Source organism: Vibrio agarilyticus (assembly GCF_012641465.1).
Taxonomy (GTDB): Bacteria; Pseudomonadota; Gammaproteobacteria; order Enterobacterales; family Vibrionaceae; genus Vibrio; species Vibrio agarilyticus.
The window spans coordinates 207015-224546 of the sequence record NZ_JABAIK010000005.1; the positions used below are offsets into that span (position 1 = coordinate 207015).

The following is a 17532-nucleotide window of genomic DNA, read 5'->3' on the forward strand; positions in this document are numbered from 1 at the left end:
GTAAAGGGGGCTGTTTCATGACGATCGTTGCCGATGGGTTATCCATGCGCTTTAAAGAACGCGTGCTCTTTTACATTCCACACCTTACCATCGCGCCTACTGACACCATTTACCTTACTGGCGATAATGGTGTCGGTAAAACCACGCTACTGAAGATACTCGCAGGTTTGGTTAAGCCAAGTGAGGGGCAAGTACACAGTGCAAAGAGCAAGTGGTGGCAGAAAAAACCTTGCAACGATGTTATCTACTTGCACCAATCACCCTATTTGTTTGATGCAACCGTATACGATAATGTGATTTACGGGATAAAATATCGCAAGCAATCGACACAAAGTAAGCGTGTGGCGGCGATAAACGCACTGCGGATGGTGGGGTTGGAAACGCTAGCGAATGAACATGTGTCAGTGTTATCGGGAGGCGAAAAGCAACGTGTCGCGATGGCTCGAGCTTGGGTCTTAAAACCATCTATCTTACTAATGGATGAGCCAAGTGCCTCACTCGACAGTGAGTCGATTGCTCGAATTGCGCTCATGGCAGACGATCTGCTCAATCGCGGAGCCAGCATTGTTGTCACAAGCCACCAAACCAACGCATTAACAGAGCTGTGTAAGAAACAGTGGTGGATCAAAAACAGAACACTTGTTGAAACGCCGCGCCTTCAACTCATAGAACCGAACAATAACAATAAGAATCACTATGCTTCAACCAAACGAAACTAGCTGGGTCATCCTTGCTGGGGGCCAAGCAAGCCGCATGGGTGGCAATGACAAAGGACTTATTCTGCTCAACAGTGAGCCACTCATTGCCCATGTGATAAAGAAACTCAGTCTCCAAGTCGATAAGATCACCATAAACGCAAATCGCAATATCGAGACTTATCGTCAGTTTGCGCCAGTTATCAGTGATGAATTTGCTGACTACCCAGGCCCTTTGGGCGGTATTCATGCTGGGTTATCTCACGCCCAAACCGATTGGGTTGGGTTTGTTCCCTGCGATAGTCCGATGATCGCCGACGACTTAGTACGCCGGTTTTGCAATGCAGTAGAAGCGAAAACTGATATCGTCGTTGCCAGCGACGGCCAATTTCATCAACCTGTATTCACCCTCTTCCACCGACGCGTTTTGCCCAAACTGACCGCGTTTTTAGAGCGTGGCGAGCGAAAAATTGTCTGTTTCTATCATGAATGTCAAACCCAATTCGTCGACTTCAGCGATAACCCAAACTGCTTTATTAATCTTAATACCCCAGAAGAACTGGCCAACTTTGGAGGTCAATAATGCGCTCTCATGTCAATCACGTGCCGCTACTTGGTTTTGCTGCCTACTCTGGCACTGGAAAAACCACTTTGCTAGAAGCGCTACTGCCTAAACTTGTCGCCAGTGGCCTTCGCGTTGGCATGTTAAAACACGCGCATCACGATTTTGATGTTGATAAACCAGGTAAAGACAGCCACCGGTTACGTAAAGCAGGTGCATCGCAAATGCTTATCGCCTCACGCTTACGCCATGTGATGATGACAGAAACACCCAGCGCAGAAGCAGACTTTGACTATCTGCTATCGCGATTTGATACTCGTGAATTGGACGTGATTTTAGTCGAGGGGTGCAAGAATATTGCGTTCCCTAAAATCGAACTTCACCGACTTGAGGTCGGAAAACCCTGGCTTCACCCTTTTGATGACAATATCATCGCGATTGCCGCTGATACTCACGTCGCAAGCACCTCGCTACCACAACTGTCAATCAATGATATAGATACCATTGCAATGTTTGTTCGGCGTTATGTTAGTGACAATACGCACAATCACGAGACCGCCAAACTCAACAATATCAGTTGCGAGTCGCACACAAGCGCACTGAGCGTTGAGCACGCGCAGCAATCGGTTCTCGATGCAATATCTCCCTGTAGCACATTTGAGTCTATCCCAACTTCCGATGGGCTCGACCGCGTGCTAGCCGAAACAGTATATTCTCCAGTGAATGTACCACCGTTTAACAACTCAGCCCTAGACGGCTTTGCCATTCGCGCTGATGACCTTGCTCAGTCGTCATATCGTATTGTCGGTACGATTTACGCGGGTATGGGCATACCTGCGCCCATTGGAATTGGAGAAGCATTACGTATTATGACTGGCGCCCCTCTGCCCTCGGCAGACTACAGTGTCGTTATGTACGAACAAGCCACCACTAACGGTGACACCGTCACTTTTTCATCTTCTAATATTACGTCACAGCAGAATGTGCGACACGCTGGTGAAGATTTACGCCAGAATGACTCGGTGTTCAGCTCAGGCACACGATTGAGCGCACCTGAATTGGGTATGTTGTCGTCACTGGGCTTAACTCACGCGCTATGTTACCGCCCGCTAAAGGTCGCGCTATTTTCAACGGGCAATGAGGTCGTGGCGCCAGGCAGCACTCAGCACGAAGGCGCGATTTTTGATTCCAATCGCACCACTTTAGCCGCGCTATTAACTCGATCTGGTTATACCGTTTTAGATATGGGGATTTTGCCCGATGACCAAATCCAAATCACACGGGCATTAGAGGAGGTATCGCTACACGTCGATGCCATTGTTACCTCTGGCGGAGTTTCTGTTGGCGATGCCGATCACGTCAAAGCGGCACTCAACACCTTAGGCAGCAATCAATTTTGGCGCATTGCAATGCGCCCCGGCCGCCCTTTTGCGTTTGGGCAGATTAACCAAAAGCCATTTTTTGGCTTACCCGGCAACCCTGTTGCAGTGATGGTCTCTTATCTCATGCTTGTTGAGCCAGCGCTACGCAAATTACAAGGGGAACAGAGCTGGCAGCCAATGAAGTTAACGGCACGCGCTGCAGAACCACTTCGCTCGCGGATCGGGCGCACTGAGTTCAGTCGTGGCTATTTCAGCATTGATAGTCAGGGACAAGTGTGTGTTAAAACAACGGGTGAACAAGGCTCTGGGATTTTGCGTTCTATGAGCAATGCAAACTGTCTGATTGAAATAGCGCCCTACATTGACACGGTTAAGGTTGGAGAAAGCGTGACAATTATTCCACTTCAAGGCAGAATCTAGCCCATTATTTGCAGCATCTTCGCTTTCTACTGACGCTGCATTTCCTTTAATAACGTGAGAATGTTAATGGCACGCACCATCCTTTACACATACAAAAACGAAGACAAAACGTTGCTTTTCTCTTATGAGCAACATCGCAACATTCATGAAGCCGTTGCCGAAGCTGAAGGCATTGATATCCGCGACTTTCTCAAAATGGAACAGCAGCTGGAAATGGTGTCAGACACTAAAGCTGTGCGTAATTACCGTGATAACCATTTTAAGAAACTGGGCTTTGGTACGATAACCTTAGCACAGAAGGAAAATCGCGGCGTTGGCCAGAAAAAACCACGCGGTGAATAAGTTATATACCGAAACAACTTGGAGTTGCAGGTAGGCAGCAAAAAAGGGGCAGTATTTACTGCCCCTTTTCGCACCTATACCACTTACAGCTTCAGCATCGAGTAGCCTAGGCAAATGATGGAAATTCTCGTGCGATCAGCCTTTAATATTCAAAAATGCAGCGCCACGAACACCGCCTGAATCACCGTGTTTCGCTTTAACAATTGGTGGGCATTTTGCAACAGATAACAAGTATTTCGGCACACGTTTTGGCATTTCTTCATAAATCAGCTCGTAGTTTGACAAGCCGCCGCCCAATACAACAACATGTGGATCGTGCGCGGTAAACATGTTCGCAAGAATAATAGCGAGCAATTCCATAAAGCGTTCAACGTGCTCAACTGCTTTCTCTTCACCGGCAGCTTGCGCTTGAATGATATCAATCGCCTTTTTCTCTTCGCCGTAGTAATGAGTATAAAGAAGTTCAAAGCCTCGGCCTGAAACATAGTTATCCATACACCCTTTTTTACCGCAGCCACACTGCAGCAAAGGTGCATTTTCACCAAGGTGGAACCACGCATCAATAGGTAGACGACCGTGACCGATTTCACCCGCAACATGGTTATAGCCAGAGAAAATTTGGCCATCAAAAACCAAGCCTCCGCCAAAACCTGTACCTAGAATCATCCCCATGACCGAAGGGGCATCACGTAACTCTTCATCCCAAGCTTCGGATAAGGCAAAACAGTTCGCATCGTTTTCGATTTTTACACTGCGACCAATAATGGCTTCTAAATCACGGCGTAGCATTTTTCCTTTCGCGGCGGGAACGTTAACCGTCAATACTGCACCCGTTTCAGCATCTTCCATGCCAGGAAGGCCCAGACCAATTTTACCTTCGCATTGGAATTGTTGGTCGTATTTCTTAATCAGGCCAGCGAGGGTATCAAGCAACTGCTGATAATCATCGGTTGGGGTTGGAACACGCTCTGTCGCGACGCGGTTTAAATTATCATCAAACGCACCAAACTCAATTTTTGTGCCGCCAACATCAAAGCCGTAATACATCCTTTATCTCCTAAAGATCACCCGTTATCATCACTCAAATGCCTTACTCTCACTCGAATTTGGTGCCAAATTGTCCAATGTGCACTTTAAGCATGGGATAAATGGATTTACCAAATGGCAGAGAGAGCGGCAGATAAGTTAAATAGTGGGGAAATAACAATAACTTTGGCTATTATCCATATCTCGCCCACGCTAAACCGTGACCTACATTAAATTTAGCTGGGTTTACGACACTAATTGTGAGTTTGCGAGAGAGTTAAATTAAGACTTGGCGACTAAGTGACCACTTAGCCTTAGTACCCAGTTATGGTAAAACGGCGTCTCGATACGTCTGTAAGCATGGCCGAGTCAGATCCGGTTTTAATCGCGTTTTTGACAACAGATAACTTTCACGAAATACTTCGAACCACAGCTGCAATGTTTGCGCCGCTTGTACTTCTTGAACCTGGTCAAGCACAATGCTGGCTACCTCAGCAGTAGAGAGGTGCTGTTCGTTGTCAGAATGACGCATCATGTATTGTGACAATGCTTGAGGGGCTATCGACAATACTGGCAGCTCACTAAGCCAAGGCGAACGACGAAATATTCTGCGCGCTTCACGCCAACTACCATCAATAAAAATCAGCAACGGTTTGCGATGCTCACACTCTTTGCCGCGCACCTCAGTGATCAGACGGGTTTTGTCATCGGTATAACTGTCTGGGAATACCACAACGGGGTAATAGTCTGGATGATTGAGCCAATTAAGCATATCAGCGTCGGGATCCGTTCGATTCCACTGGTAGACATACGTTTCCTTTACAACATCCGCAATAAGCCTTCCGGTATTACTCGGTTTCATCACTTCGTTATCGGAAACGATCAGCATGACAGCGACGTTCGTGTTAATGTTGGGCTGGTCGCCACATAAACAAAAATCGGTCGCAACTTGGCAATAAGAGCAGCGACTGACTTTACTGCCACGAGCATTAAAAGGCTTGGTAGAGTTGGCTTTGCGCTGTTGATATAGATGGTGAAAGGCGTGCTGACGCATGGAATAAAAATCATCGATAAATTCGTTAAGCCCTGATTGTAACGCTAATCATCTGTAAGATGCGAGTGAACTCAGTTCATTTTCGCTGCAAGGAGTGTACATGGAAGATCCAACTACGATCAGACTCAGCGTGTTTGGCATAGTATTGCTACTGTGCCTCGCATGGGAGCTTCAGGCTCCTCGCCGACCTCTTACGCAGGGCAAAAGCTACCGATGGCTCAACAATCTCAGCCTTGTTGCCATCGGAGCGCTGACAGTAAATGTGATTCTGCCGCTTGCGGCGTTTCAAGCGGCCTTAATAGCACAGACCCATCAATGGGGGTTGTTCAATTGGCCAGATGGAGCTTTAAATCAAGCCGTTCCGTGGGTTGCCGTAATCATTGCTGTCATTGTGTTTGATTGTGCTATTTACTGGCAGCACCGCGGATTTCACCGAATTTCATGGTTATGGCGCTTACATCGAATGCATCATGCCGATCTTGACATCGATGCGAGTACCGGGCTGCGCTTTCATCCGCTCGAAATTGTACTGTCAATGCTCTACAAAATCGCTCTGGTCTTTGCGCTTGGCGCTCCACCGATCTCAGTCGTCATTTTTGAAGTGTTGTTGAATGCTTGTGCTCTGTTTAACCACAGTAACGGCTATCTTGACTCGGCATTTGATCGCAAGCTTCGCCGCTTTCTTGTTACACCGGATATGCATCGAGTCCATCACTCGATGCACCTTAATGAAACTCACAGTAACTTTGGTTTTTGTCTCTCTATCTGGGATCGTATTTTTCAAAGCTACTGTCCAACTCCGAAAGATGGCCATGATTCAATGACAATTGGCCTTGCCACTTTTCGCGATCCACAGGAACTTCGAATTGACAAATTGCTCACTCAACCTTTTCGTCATTCTAGGACGCAAGATGACTAGACAACTGATACTTGTGTAACATTGCCTGCTGATGCCCGGCTATGTCTGCGACATTTTCCGAGCTTTCAACCATGGAAGCCAGTTGCAGCTTGGTATGATCGCCTTGTTGAGAGATGAGGGTTATCGCTTGACTTACATCGATTGTTGCGCGCTCTTGCTCTTCAGTCGCCACGGAAATTCGCTCGGCTTGCGCTAAAATATCATCCACTGAACGTTCGATGTCACTAAAAACCAACTTGACTGCTTGACTTGCCTCAAGTGCCTCACTCATTTCTCGCCGAGAGTCCATTACCGCTTGGCGACTTTTCGCGGCAGCTTCAATCAATTCCGCCATAATGTCACGAATATTGGTCGTCTGTTGGCTTGTGTCCTTGGCTAATTTGCGAACTTCATCGGCAACGACCGCAAACCCTCGCCCTTGCTCCCCGGCTCGTGCGGCTTCGATCGCGGCATTGAGCGCCAGCAAATTGGTGTTGTCTGCAATACCACTGATTAAATCCACCATTTCACGAATTTCACTAACTCGCTGTTCCAACTGCATCATGGCCGTCTCATTGATGTTTAATGACGATTCCAAGAGCTGTAAACGCTGGTTACTGCGCTCAACAACTGCAACACCAGCGCGGGTTCCGGTATTAGCCAGTTTGGCATTTTCAAAACTTGCCGTAGTGATCGTCGCAATTTCCTTGGTTGAGGTTGCCAATTGAGTGACATTGGCGACCATAGTGCTCAGGGACTGATTTTGCTTTTCGATGCTTCGATAAGATTCATCGGCAGCGCCAGCACTAACCTCGGCCATTTGATATAAGGTTTCACAATTTTGCGTTACCATCGCGATTGAATCATGGGTACTTTCCATGACCACATTCAGCTGGTTTGCGATAACTTTCATCTCAAACGGACCTACTAGCGGGGCACGCTGAGAGAGATCATGATTTGTCAGTTGAGTTAACTGAGCGGTAATGCCTTTAATTCCACGCTTTATCCAGCGGCGTAGTCGATACCATGCCAGAACCACGATAGTGACAATAATCAACCCTGTCCCCACCAGCATAACAACAAGATCGGATATCGTGTCAGAAACAATTTTTTCACTTTTACTGATGCCTCTGTTCGCCGCATCAGAAATGTCATTCAGTTGCTGTATTGTTTGATCAACCAGCTGAGCGACTTGGTCTAACTGATGCTTTTGCGCTTGACGACGCGTTAACTGTACTAAAATTTGCTTGAGTACACCGTCATCTTGGAACCCGGCTGTGACCATCTGATACGGCGCGCTTAAACTGGCAAACTCGTCAATTTCTGGATACCACTCTTTAAAGTCATCGTAGGCTAAATTAATTCCCGCAAGACGATTGCGCATCTCTTTATACTCTTGATCAGCAAGCGCAGCCGATTGATTCATCATCAAAACCATAAACGTGCTTTCCATCGAACTTGCGCTGGAGTTAAAACGATTTGCCGCGTCTTGCGCTTCTGGATTGTCAAAAGCCAAAAATGAGCTAATACGAATCATCTCTGGTCCTATCGAGCTCAATCCATAACGAAAGCTTGGGATTTGCTCATCAATACTTGCCTGAGACGTCAGTAAATCACGCTGGGCACGAAAAGCCTTATCCGATACGTTAGCCAAAAGCTCAATCGCTGTGACCAATTGCTCTTGCTCGGCTCGTTTAATCGTGCCGTTAAATTCAGACTCAGCGGCAGCAATAGAGGCCATGAGCTGTCGATTTTGTCGAGTAAGGGATTCAAGTTGCTCTTCTATTGGCGCTAGCTGTTCAAGATTTTCTCTGGTCGCAGCGAAGTTTAGCCATTTCACCTGCTCAAGAATTGACTGTGTCAGCTGGGCATTTACAACAAATAGAGGCAGTGCGCCAGTAGCCAGCTTATCAAATTGACCTTCAACTTGATCAACACCTCGGTACGTCACTGAAGATAATGCGATAACTAAAATAATTAGTGTGAGAAAAATGCCACTGACCGTCTGCAGCAGTGAGAGTGAAAAACGCGATTTTTTTTCCATGTGAGCGAACATCCATTGACAAAATTTAGCGCGAGGCGCTTTAAAACGTCAGCAATGGTACGGTTCGCATGTTACACAATTGTTTCAGTATGCGTTATCAATCTAATAAAACACACCTTATATGCAATTGATTTAACAATGAATTTTGCGGCATTTATGCTTAAACGACAGAGCATTAGGCGGCACATCGAATAAAATAAGATTAGAAAAGTATGATGTTATTTGACTTCAATCGAATTGTATTAAAAACACTATTCGTTGTAGATATATCCAAACAACTTGAGGATGCAGATTTATGGTAGTGAGGTTAGATGTGAAGAGTGGGTTAAGGTGAGAAGGTTCACTCAAAGATAGAATGAACCGAAATCGTATGATTTAAAAACTTAATCGTAGGTGGTCACTGCATTATCAAACAAATTTTTTACTAAAGCGACGTACTCATCTAAAAACGAAATTTGTTCATTACTGGCCTTTTTGCGCCAAACGCCAGCTAAAATTTCCGATAAATCTTCCACCACTGAGTCCGCCTCTTTGAGCAATTGAAAGCGCACGGTTGTGTGCATTGATGGGTTTTGTTCAAACACGGCCATAATATTTGACGAAATCATGTCGGTTACGACATCCTCAACGGTTTCTGTATCGGTACTACCTTCCTCTACCAGAAACACATCAAAATTATCAGTCAAATACTCAATTAACGCATTGTAACCTTCCGTTTCGACAACCACGTTACCCCCAAATCATACAAAAAAGAAATCGATACCCAAAATGTTTCTGTCACAAAGTAATATATAAACGGCAATCAAAGCTTGGTTATACTAAGATAATACTGTTATTGTTGCAGTAAAATGAAATGAAAAAGTGATCTGAATCAAGTATGTTTAATCGATAATCGTCGTCTGATTACGGCCATTTTCTTTGGAGTGATAAAGAGCACGATCCACTTTTTTTAACCAATCAATGTGACTCAGCATATTACTTCGATATTCACACACGCCGAGACTAACGGTAAAGCGGATCAACTTACCATCAACATTCAAAATTTCTGCGGCGATCCGCTTTCGTAAACGTTCGGCAAAATATTTTGCTTGGTCCGCCGTTGTATTAGGAAGAAGCACCGTAAACTCTTCACCGCCATAACGGCCACAAAAATCACTGACACGAGCGGTTTTTCGAAGCACATCAGCGGTATATTTAATCACTTCATCGCCCGCATTGTGACCATAGGTATCATTAATTTTCTTAAAGTGGTCAATATCGAAAATGACTAAACTGCTTTTGCCTTCGATAAACTGACGTAAATTGTATTCATCTCTAAGCTTTTGTTCCCAAAATGCTCGATTTAGCAGCCCAGTTAACCCATCTTTGCGGCTGATATCGGAAAGGTGTTGATTGGTTTCGCGTAAATGAATTTTATTCAGCGCAATTTCGGAAACATCATTGATTTGCAGTGCGATATGGCCTATCTCACCAGATAAGTCTCGCAACGGAGTAATCACAACATCTTGGTACATATAACTGCTGCCGTGGGATACAGGGGAGAAATTGTGAAATCGAAATAAATAAGGTCGATTTTCCCAACTTGAAAACGTTCTTGTTTCCAAGGTTAGCGCAGTTTTAACACGGTTTTTTAACCACTCTTGCGGTAAGTCAGGCACCGCATCAAATAAATTTTTCCCAATGATATCTTGTGACAGTACGCCGCTGTACGATTGCATAAAGCTGTTCCATACCGACACAACATAATCGCGATCAAGTACCACTAAGCCTGCATCCATAGTATCAAGAATTTGTGTAACCCAATGAAACTCACTTATATTTAGGGTTATCTCCGAATTCATAACACCTCCACAATACGATAGATAATATCGACCGATGTCTTATCCAGTAAAAATAAAACTTCACACTCGAAATCCAGGTTTTCTGCGAAATAAGTGTATTCGATGGTAAACAACTCTTCACTTTCTCGTAAAGTGGCATCTGGTGCAGTTAATGTTTCGATAATCGCAGGTTGTCGCAGAGAAAACACCAAATCCAATTGATTGCCAAGTGACGTTAGAAATGACGATACCAGCATATTTGATATATTGAGCAGTACTTCATTATGAGTACTGAAATCAAGACAATCGCCAAGGCGCTCACCGACTCGCTCAATATCACTGCCTCGTAAACAGACTAAGGCTTCACCATGAACTCCCCCGCCGACAAAGCGTTGAGTAACGGCTTCCGAATTCGGACGATTTAAAACATCGACCAGCGTCATTTGCAATTCGCCCGTGGTGAGCGGCCCAACCTGAGGTTCAGGTAACTGAATAAACTCATGCATATGATCGGAAATAATCGCGGCGCCTTTACCAAGAGCAACATTAGTCAGTTCTCTGAACTTCGCTAATGACGAAATTGGAGACGTAGCACCTTGATGATTCACAGGTGTTTGACGCTCAAGTGAACCGACAAATTGCAGACCTAGAGCATCAAAAAGATCAGCCACTTCTTCATTACGAAACGGTTTAGACACAAATGCCTTTGCGCCTAAAGCTAAACAGCGTTGCTGTGACTCGCGCTGGACATCACCGGAGACTACAATGACCTCCGTGTGATAATTACTCACTGGCAGAGTGCGCAGAACATCAAAGCCATCCATCACTGGCATGGTGAGATCGAGAAATAATACATCAATGTTATGTTCCATCATGAGCTGAAGCGCTTCACGACCATTTTCGGCCTGAAGTAACTCTGTTTCAGCAGTCTGTACTATCGAGCACAAAATCGACTTTCGCGCGAGCGCGGAATCATCGCATATGAGTATTTTCATCGAAATTTCTGGAACCAACCTCAAAGTTATATCATCTTCTTAAATTACTTTTAGCTCAATGCTTTATTTTTCATAATCCTCAGGAGATAGATCTGTTTCACAATTATAAGGTTTGGATCGCTTTCATAACATGGCATTGTGAGAAATTTGCTCGGGTACCCAATTTTGGAAATTTCCAGTCGGATACACTAAGGTGAAGAAGCGTTTCTCTCTCTAGTGAGGTCATTATGTGGCAAGCAATCTCCCAACAACTTTCAGAGACGTTGCAATTTGACTTTAATATTGATGAACGCATCGCTATCGATGGGGGTGACATTAATCAATGTTACATGCTGTCAGACGGCGAGGAGCGTTACTTCATCAAAATTAACGAACGGCGCCACCGCGTGGTATTTGAGGCTGAAGCTCGAAATTTAGCTGCGCTTCGTGCAAGTTCGACTCTATTTGTTCCAGAATTTGTCGCAACAGGTGCAACTGGAGAGCGCGCCTTTATTATTCTTAATTACATTCCAACACGCGCATTGGCGTTAGACAGTGACAGCATCAAACTCGGCGAGCAATTAGCACGATTGCATCTGTGGGGCGAACAGAAAGAGTACGGTTTTGATGAAGACAACTACATTGGCACAACATTGCAGCCCAATAGTTGGCATAAACGTTGGTCGAGTTTTTTTTCTGAACAGCGAGTGGGCTGGCAATTACAGCTTTTGAAAGAGAAAGGCGTTGTATTTGCCGACATCGACGACCTAATCCAACTCATCGAAAAACAGCTGGCAGGACATCAACCTACACCATCACTTCTTCATGGAAATCTGTGCCAAGGCAATACATCGAGTTCCCCGTTTGGACCACTTTGTTTTAATCCATCAAGCTACTGGGGCGACCGAGAGTGTGACATTGCCATGACTCAGCTGTTTAAACCATTTTCTGACTCTTTTTACGCCAGCTATCAATCTGTTGCCCCTTTAGATAGTGGCTTTATTGCAAGGCAACCAGTTTATAACCTCTACCACCTGTTAAATCATTGCCTGCTGTTTGGGGGCGAGTATATTAATCAGACAAACGACCATATCCGCCACTTACTTGCGCGCTAAAGCAGAACCTACTACGACTTTAAGTTTCATTTGTATTAATAGTGAGGATGAGTTCAAATTTTGTACTTATTTAAGCGCGGATAACAACTTCGTTCCTCATACTCGATTTGAGGGGCATGGCACACCTTTGATGTTGTCGTTGTCAAATCAGAATCGATACTCGAACAAACATCGCATTAGTTTTTTCGCGTAATTTGAGTATCGCTAACACGTGGGGAACCGAAGTATGCGCAATTTCTCGGAACGTAATGTTGAGTGTCCGCACTGCGGACACGCGATTTCACTAACACTTGATGCAAGCAATGGTAGCCAAGATTTTTACGATGACTGCCCGGCATGCTGCAACGCTATTCACCTCAATATGGTTGTTGACGAATTGCATGACGAAGTGCAGTTGTTCATTGACGCCGATGATGAGCAAGTTTTTTAACTTGCGCCACCGTTGAGTCTCGTCAAGATACATGATTGACCTTTCGAATGTTTGTCGCTCAAAAGGTCAACATCCACTAGCTGCGCTGAGCAAGAACGCGCTCAACAGTGTCGACGATCGCCTGCGTTTGAGGGTCAAATTCAATGTTGACTTTATCCCCTACAACTCGTCGCCCAAACAGCGTGCGCGATAACGTTTCTGGAATCAAATGCACGCAAAAATGAGCCAACGGCGATGCGGCATCACTCTTAACCTCACCAATCGTCAATGAACAGCCATCGATCCCAATGTAACCTTTTTCAAGTACATATTTGGCCATTCCTAGCGGAATGCTAAACCAAATTGCACGGTTATTGGGCGTATTAATTACATCAACAATATCGGCTTGCAATGTGATGTGGCCAGACATGTTATGGCCGCCGATTTCGTCGCCGATTCTGGCCGCACGTTCAATATTAACAAAATCGCCAACTTGCAACCGTCCCAAGTTAGTAAGACGCAACGTGGCTTGCATCAAATCAAAAGAGACCAGCTCGCCATCCATTCGAGTCACGGTCAGACAACAGCCATTGTGCGCAACAGACGCGCCAATCGCGAGCCCAGCAGACCACTCAGGCTCAAAGCGTAATGTGTGAGTTTGAAACTGCTCCTTCTTATCAATTCCAACTAATTGCGCCATACCTTTTACGATGCCTGTGAACATTCAATTCCTCTCAAATTTTATGGATAAAAAGTCAACATTTGATTATTATCAGCCGGCAAACGATGACGCACTCCCATGAGAGCGTCAAGTCGCTTATCTGTCTGTGCACGTAAGTTCCACAGAATGACCTTATTTACTTGATGATCCTACCATAGAGTGCCATCGACGCAGTGTATGATATTCATCGTTTGCTACACATTAGGGTATCACCCATTAAGTTTTGCCGGGTAACACTGACCTACCCCGCCCTTCTAGAACCTATTTTTCCAAACCGGTTCTTTTTCTGGAGTTTCTCGTGCACCGTTATAAAGAAGAAGCTCGCGGCTTAATTAAGCTTGCGACTCCCGTTCTTATTGCTTCTGCCGCTCAAACCGGTATGGGTTTTGTGGATACCGTGATGGCTGGTGGCGTTAGCGCCATCGATATGGCGGCCGTTTCGGTTGCAGCCAGTATCTGGCTACCATCGATTTTATTTGGAATTGGGTTGTTAATGGCCTTGGTGCCTGTCGTCGCGCAACTTAACGGCGCAGGACGTCAATCTCGCATTCCATTTGAGATCCAGCAAGGGGCTTTTCTTGCCTTGCTCATTAGTGTACCGATTGTACTGGTACTGCTACAAACGGAATTCATTCTAAGTATCATGGATGTACATGCAGAAATGGGCGCTAAAACCATGGGTTATATTCATGCCGTCGCTTTTGCTGTACCTGCTTATCTGTTATTTCAAGCACTACGCAGTTTTACCGATGGCATGTCAATGACCAAACCCGCTATGGTGATTGGTTTTATTGGCTTGTTACTGAACATTCCCCTTAACTGGATGTTTGTTTATGGCAAATTAGGTATGCCCGCGCTTGGCGGCGTTGGTTGTGGTGTCGCGACTGCCATTGTCTATTGGGCAATGTTCCTTATGCTACTCACCTACGTCATCAGCAGCAAAAAATTAGCTAAAATTAAACTATTTGAACAGTTTCATCCATTGCAGTGGCGCGAGCAAGTACGTTTGTTCCGTTTAGGTTTTCCGGTTGCTGCCGCTCTGTTCTTTGAAGTCACCTTGTTTGCGGTTGTTGCACTTTTAGTAGCGCCGCTTGGCCCGACGGTGGTTGCAGCGCATCAAGTCGCACTTAACTTTTCATCATTGCTCTTTATTATGCCAATGAGCATTGGCGCTGCAGTCAGTATTCGTGTCGGTTACAAACTGGGACAATCGACCACCGAAGGGGCGCGTATCGCATCTCATGTTGGTTTATTGGTTGGATTTACCGCAGCAATCCTTTCGGGCGCGATGACGATACTATTCCGTGAGCAAATTACCGCACTTTATACCGACAGCCCCGAAGTAGTGGCACTCGCAACGCAGCTTTTGATCTTTTCTGCGGTCTATCAATGCGCTGATTCGATTCAAGTCATCGCAGCTGGCGCGCTTCGTGGTTATAAAGACATGCGAGCTATCTTCAATCGTACCTTTATTGCGTATTGGCTGGTTGGTTTGCCAAGTGGTCATATTCTTGGTGCCACCGATTGGATTGTGGAACCTATGGGAGCACAAGGCTATTGGCTCGGGTTCATTTTAGGTTTGTCCTGCGCCGCTATCATGCTTGGCAGCCGTTTGCGTTGGTTGCATAAACAAGACGACGCTTATCAATTACGCTTCGCTGATTGATCGTTCTTTGCTCAAACACTCGCAGTCCAAATAGTAAACGCCACGGCCATTTTGTTATGTGCCGTGGCGTTTTTTTTCGAGGTCAACGGCGTGCTTGTACGTCATTTATGCCCAAATAACTTGGAAATGCAGATTGGCGGCAAGTGAATAAAACCTCTGAGCATTTCGTGAACATAGATGAACTATGTGATGATGTTTGTGAGAGCCAGCCCCTTAATTTCTTAAAGAAAATAGCTGCCACTTCAAGTTGGGCATGTATATCATGTTAATATTGAACTCGCTACAGCACCACATTGTTAAAATAATTATACTTGGCCATACCCGTTCTACGTGGATTGGAAAGCGTATCACTGACTTTAATAATAACATTTAAAGGAACAGCCATTGATAATCAGAGTCCTGAGCCATCGTTGTCGATCTCGTATTTTGATTACGATCCTGCCTTTTTTCCTGTCAAGCTGCCTCCCTTTTCAATCTGAGGAAGAAACGCGTTTTGAACGCTACGCCACACGCCTTGCTAACGTTTTCGACATTAAAGCACCAGCCACGCCACCGCTCATTTCCATAAAAGCTCCAAGCGTTCGTGACGTACAAATCACAATCCCTCGTTTGACACTTGGCCTTCTCGACAGCTATGAGCTGCGCCATTGCGGACTCTTTCAACTTATCGCTGAAAAGAACTCGTCACTTGGCAAAGTCCAAGATGCATTTGCCAATTTTGATTACCAACTCAGCCTCACCCAAACGCTTGAGCAGTGCCTAACAGAGGAGAAAAATAACACCAGTGCAACGAACCCTCATTCATTGTCGCCCAAATTGCGGTCAGAGCTAGAAACGCTTTATCAAACAAAACAGCAGCATTTGCAGTGGCACTGGCATAACTTACTGACATCAAGTGAAACAATGCAAAAGCAACTCTTAGGGAATCAATGGCTACCCGATGCGGCTTTCTCACATCGCGCCACGCTCAGTCTTGCTTTGACTCAATTAAGGGAGCAGATCGATCACGAGCAGACATTTATTCCAGAGACTGTCATTGGCTTGCAAGAGGCAATTGAGAAAACGCCGCTCATTGGCCCACTCTACTTTTCCCTTATTCGAACGACGCAATGGCTCAATTTGGCCTCTGAGATGGTCAAGCAGGAACAAAGCAACATATTATGTGGACCTCAACGAGACCCGACACAATTTCAGCGGCTCAATAACGTCTTTCAACGTTACTACATTGAAGCGCTTCAACCCTATACGGCGAAATTGGATAAACTGTATATTGCGCTATCGCCAAACATTGAAATAATTGCCGTAGCTTTTGATTCTGTTGATCAGCCCTATCCGATTACCCAGGCGCATCGACAATTTCGCGTAGCAATCAAAGAACATGTGATGGTATGGCAAACTCTATTTCAGCGGTGTGGTCATTTGCCTGAGCTAAAATGACTTATGACATAATTCTGAGTTCATTCAGGACGCCTTATATGCGCAAAGCGCGCAAATCTTGGGATCCCATTATGCGTAACGCCATTATGGTGAATGGTGATCTTAGAGCCCAGCACTGGTGGAGATCGTCTTTGCTCATCACTAAAACCTGACCCAACATAGAACCTTAGCCCATCATCACTTTCAACCCAAAGTGAGCCAAGCAAACCATCGAGTCGACCTTTACCGGCCTTATAACCAATCACGGTGACTTCTTGAGACTGATGGCGTTTCACTTTAATGAGATCATCACTTCTCCCTACTCGATAGCGCGTATCAAGCTTACGCAGCATAATGCCTTCACCACCTTGATCAACGACTGACTCAAGATAGTCAAAAAGCGCGGATTCACTGGCTATGGAGCGGTGAGAAACCACTTTGACGTGTTTAACTGGCGATTCTTTGTGCCATTGTTCTAACTTTGCTAGACGCTCGGGAAATACACTTGGCACATGTGGCGTATCAAACACCATAAAGAATAAATCGCGCCAAGCAGCGTCATCAGGCTCGTTATCAAGCACCGTTTTTTGGACGTCATTAAAAGCATTACGCGCTATCCACAATTCCCCATCGAGCGGGAACTCTGGTAGCGGCTCCGTAAACCATGTTGGAGCGTGTATTGGTTTTCCGGAACGGGTCAATAACGCATATCCGTTCCAAAAAGCTCGTATCCCATCAAGTTTCTCGCTCATCCAGTAATCTGCAAGCCTAATGTCTGCATCGTACTCGCTTGCGAGTGTCACTATCGGAACGCTCATAACGTTCGGTGATGTGACAATACTCCCCGCCCAAATAAATGCACTACTTCCCAACACCTTCCAATTCATTTCTTTGCCTATTTTGAATCCAGTTATTCAAATTAAGGCGTTTAATGACAAAAGCTTCGAGCAGTAAAATGAATAAGGCTCCAGCGCGTTGCCACTTTTCA

At 45.4% G+C, this 17532-nt stretch carries 17 protein-coding genes; 9 read left to right on the forward strand and 8 right to left on the reverse strand.

The window, feature by feature from the left end; genetic code table 11:
* Positions 1 to 17 precede the first annotated feature (17 nt).
* The 4 genes from HGP28_RS06975 to HGP28_RS06990 all read left to right on the forward strand — a co-directional run bounded on the left by HGP28_RS06975 (position 18) and on the right by HGP28_RS06990 (position 3401).
* Positions 18 to 719: an energy-coupling factor ABC transporter ATP-binding protein gene (locus tag HGP28_RS06975; protein ID WP_168835728.1), complete on the forward strand. Its 702-nt coding sequence runs from the start codon at positions 18 to 20 to the stop codon at positions 717 to 719.
* A complete protein-coding gene (gene mobA, locus HGP28_RS06980) occupies positions 697 to 1278 on the forward strand; it encodes a molybdenum cofactor guanylyltransferase MobA (protein WP_168835729.1) in 582 nt (193 codons plus the stop codon). The genes HGP28_RS06975 and mobA overlap by 23 nt, the downstream gene beginning before the upstream one ends.
* On the forward strand, positions 1278 to 3059 hold the full coding sequence (locus HGP28_RS06985) for a bifunctional molybdopterin-guanine dinucleotide biosynthesis adaptor protein MobB/molybdopterin molybdotransferase MoeA (protein ID WP_168835730.1): 1782 nt from the start codon (positions 1278 to 1280) through the stop codon (positions 3057 to 3059). Before mobA ends, HGP28_RS06985 begins: the two co-directional genes overlap by 1 nt.
* Positions 3060 to 3125: 66 nt before the next feature.
* A complete protein-coding gene (locus HGP28_RS06990) occupies positions 3126 to 3401 on the forward strand; it encodes a DUF2960 domain-containing protein (RefSeq protein WP_168835731.1) in 276 nt (91 codons plus the stop codon).
* 135 nt (positions 3402 to 3536) lie between these two features.
* Here HGP28_RS06990 and nagK read toward each other — a convergent pair whose 3' ends face one another.
* On the reverse strand, positions 3537 to 4448 hold the full coding sequence (gene nagK, locus HGP28_RS06995) for an N-acetylglucosamine kinase (protein WP_168835732.1): 912 nt from the start codon (positions 4446 to 4448) through the stop codon (positions 3537 to 3539).
* Positions 4449 to 4752: 304 nt separating this feature from the next.
* A complete protein-coding gene (locus HGP28_RS07000) occupies positions 4753 to 5481 on the reverse strand; it encodes a tRNA-uridine aminocarboxypropyltransferase (protein ID WP_168835733.1) in 729 nt (242 codons plus the stop codon).
* A gap of 100 nt (positions 5482 to 5581) precedes the next feature.
* Between HGP28_RS07000 and HGP28_RS07005 the strand changes: the two genes are divergently transcribed.
* A complete protein-coding gene (locus HGP28_RS07005; RefSeq protein WP_168835734.1) occupies positions 5582 to 6400 on the forward strand; it encodes a sterol desaturase family protein in 819 nt (272 codons plus the stop codon).
* On the opposite strand, the gene HGP28_RS07010 is transcribed toward HGP28_RS07005, so the two are convergent.
* The 4 genes from HGP28_RS07010 to HGP28_RS07025 all read right to left on the reverse strand — a co-directional run bounded on the left by HGP28_RS07010 (position 6381) and on the right by HGP28_RS07025 (position 11238).
* The gene (locus tag HGP28_RS07010) at positions 6381 to 8423 is read right to left on the reverse strand and encodes a methyl-accepting chemotaxis protein (protein ID WP_211091912.1); all 2043 of its coding nucleotides are present in this window, start codon (positions 8421 to 8423) and stop codon (positions 6381 to 6383) included. The two genes, HGP28_RS07005 and HGP28_RS07010, sit on opposite strands and share 20 nt — an antisense overlap.
* Before the next feature lie 383 nt (positions 8424 to 8806).
* Positions 8807 to 9151 carry a DUF3802 family protein gene (locus HGP28_RS07015; protein WP_168835736.1) on the reverse strand — a complete coding sequence of 115 codons (345 nt, stop codon included), beginning with the start codon at positions 9149 to 9151 and terminating at the stop codon, positions 8807 to 8809.
* Positions 9152 to 9304: 153 nt separating this feature from the next.
* A complete protein-coding gene (locus tag HGP28_RS07020) occupies positions 9305 to 10264 on the reverse strand; it encodes a sensor domain-containing diguanylate cyclase (protein ID WP_168835737.1) in 960 nt (319 codons plus the stop codon).
* On the reverse strand, positions 10261 to 11238 hold the full coding sequence (locus tag HGP28_RS07025; RefSeq protein ID WP_168835738.1) for a response regulator: 978 nt from the start codon (positions 11236 to 11238) through the stop codon (positions 10261 to 10263). The genes HGP28_RS07020 and HGP28_RS07025 overlap by 4 nt, the downstream gene beginning before the upstream one ends.
* A 227-nt stretch (positions 11239 to 11465) precedes the next feature.
* Between HGP28_RS07025 and HGP28_RS07030 the strand changes: the two genes are divergently transcribed.
* Together HGP28_RS07030 and HGP28_RS07035 are read left to right on the forward strand one after the other, a co-directional pair.
* The gene (locus HGP28_RS07030; RefSeq protein ID WP_168835739.1) at positions 11466 to 12332 is read left to right on the forward strand and encodes a fructosamine kinase family protein; all 867 of its coding nucleotides are present in this window, start codon (positions 11466 to 11468) and stop codon (positions 12330 to 12332) included.
* Between the two features lie 226 nt (positions 12333 to 12558).
* The gene (locus tag HGP28_RS07035) at positions 12559 to 12762 is read left to right on the forward strand and encodes a CPXCG motif-containing cysteine-rich protein (RefSeq protein ID WP_168835740.1); all 204 of its coding nucleotides are present in this window, start codon (positions 12559 to 12561) and stop codon (positions 12760 to 12762) included.
* A gap of 76 nt (positions 12763 to 12838) precedes the next feature.
* Here the strand turns inward: HGP28_RS07035 and HGP28_RS07040 are convergent, their stop codons facing one another.
* Entirely contained in the window at positions 12839 to 13465 is a 627-nt protein-coding gene (locus HGP28_RS07040; RefSeq protein WP_168835741.1) for a riboflavin synthase subunit alpha, read from the reverse strand.
* A gap of 295 nt (positions 13466 to 13760) precedes the next feature.
* Between HGP28_RS07040 and HGP28_RS07045 the strand changes: the two genes are divergently transcribed.
* Positions 13761 to 15128, forward strand: a complete 1368-nt coding sequence (locus tag HGP28_RS07045; RefSeq protein ID WP_168835742.1) for an MATE family efflux transporter — start codon at positions 13761 to 13763, stop codon at positions 15126 to 15128.
* Positions 15129 to 15512: 384 nt separating this feature from the next.
* A complete protein-coding gene (locus HGP28_RS07050; protein ID WP_168835743.1) occupies positions 15513 to 16565 on the forward strand; it encodes a DUF3080 family protein in 1053 nt (350 codons plus the stop codon).
* 20 nt (positions 16566 to 16585) lie between these two features.
* Here HGP28_RS07050 and HGP28_RS07055 read toward each other — a convergent pair whose 3' ends face one another.
* A complete protein-coding gene (locus tag HGP28_RS07055) occupies positions 16586 to 17431 on the reverse strand; it encodes a DNA ligase (protein ID WP_168835744.1) in 846 nt (281 codons plus the stop codon).
* Positions 17432 to 17532: the final 101 nt, after the last annotated feature.

What these genes read in the sequence shown, in the direction of transcription:
- HGP28_RS06975 (WP_168835728.1), top strand. Translation starts at nt 18, where the DNA reads ATGACGATCGTTGCCGATGGGTTATCCATGCGCTTTAAAGAACGCGTG.
- mobA (WP_168835729.1), top strand. Translation starts at nt 697, where the DNA reads ATGCTTCAACCAAACGAAACTAGCTGGGTCATCCTTGCTGGGGGCCAA.
- HGP28_RS06985 (WP_168835730.1), top strand. Translation starts at nt 1,278, where the DNA reads ATGCGCTCTCATGTCAATCACGTGCCGCTACTTGGTTTTGCTGCCTAC.
- HGP28_RS06990 (WP_168835731.1), top strand. Translation starts at nt 3,126, where the DNA reads ATGGCACGCACCATCCTTTACACATACAAAAACGAAGACAAAACGTTG.
- nagK (WP_168835732.1), bottom strand. Translation starts at nt 4,448, where the DNA reads ATGTATTACGGCTTTGATGTTGGCGGCACAAAAATTGAGTTTGGTGCG.
- HGP28_RS07000 (WP_168835733.1), bottom strand. Translation starts at nt 5,481, where the DNA reads ATGCGTCAGCACGCCTTTCACCATCTATATCAACAGCGCAAAGCCAAC.
- HGP28_RS07005 (WP_168835734.1), top strand. Translation starts at nt 5,582, where the DNA reads ATGGAAGATCCAACTACGATCAGACTCAGCGTGTTTGGCATAGTATTG.
- HGP28_RS07010 (WP_211091912.1), bottom strand. Translation starts at nt 8,423, where the DNA reads ATGGAAAAAAAATCGCGTTTTTCACTCTCACTGCTGCAGACGGTCAGT.
- HGP28_RS07020 (WP_168835737.1), bottom strand. Translation starts at nt 10,264, where the DNA reads ATGAATTCGGAGATAACCCTAAATATAAGTGAGTTTCATTGGGTTACA.
- HGP28_RS07025 (WP_168835738.1), bottom strand. Translation starts at nt 11,238, where the DNA reads ATGAAAATACTCATATGCGATGATTCCGCGCTCGCGCGAAAGTCGATT.
- HGP28_RS07030 (WP_168835739.1), top strand. Translation starts at nt 11,466, where the DNA reads ATGTGGCAAGCAATCTCCCAACAACTTTCAGAGACGTTGCAATTTGAC.
- HGP28_RS07035 (WP_168835740.1), top strand. Translation starts at nt 12,559, where the DNA reads ATGCGCAATTTCTCGGAACGTAATGTTGAGTGTCCGCACTGCGGACAC.
- HGP28_RS07040 (WP_168835741.1), bottom strand. Translation starts at nt 13,465, where the DNA reads ATGTTCACAGGCATCGTAAAAGGTATGGCGCAATTAGTTGGAATTGAT.
- HGP28_RS07055 (WP_168835744.1), bottom strand. Translation starts at nt 17,431, where the DNA reads ATGAATTGGAAGGTGTTGGGAAGTAGTGCATTTATTTGGGCGGGGAGT.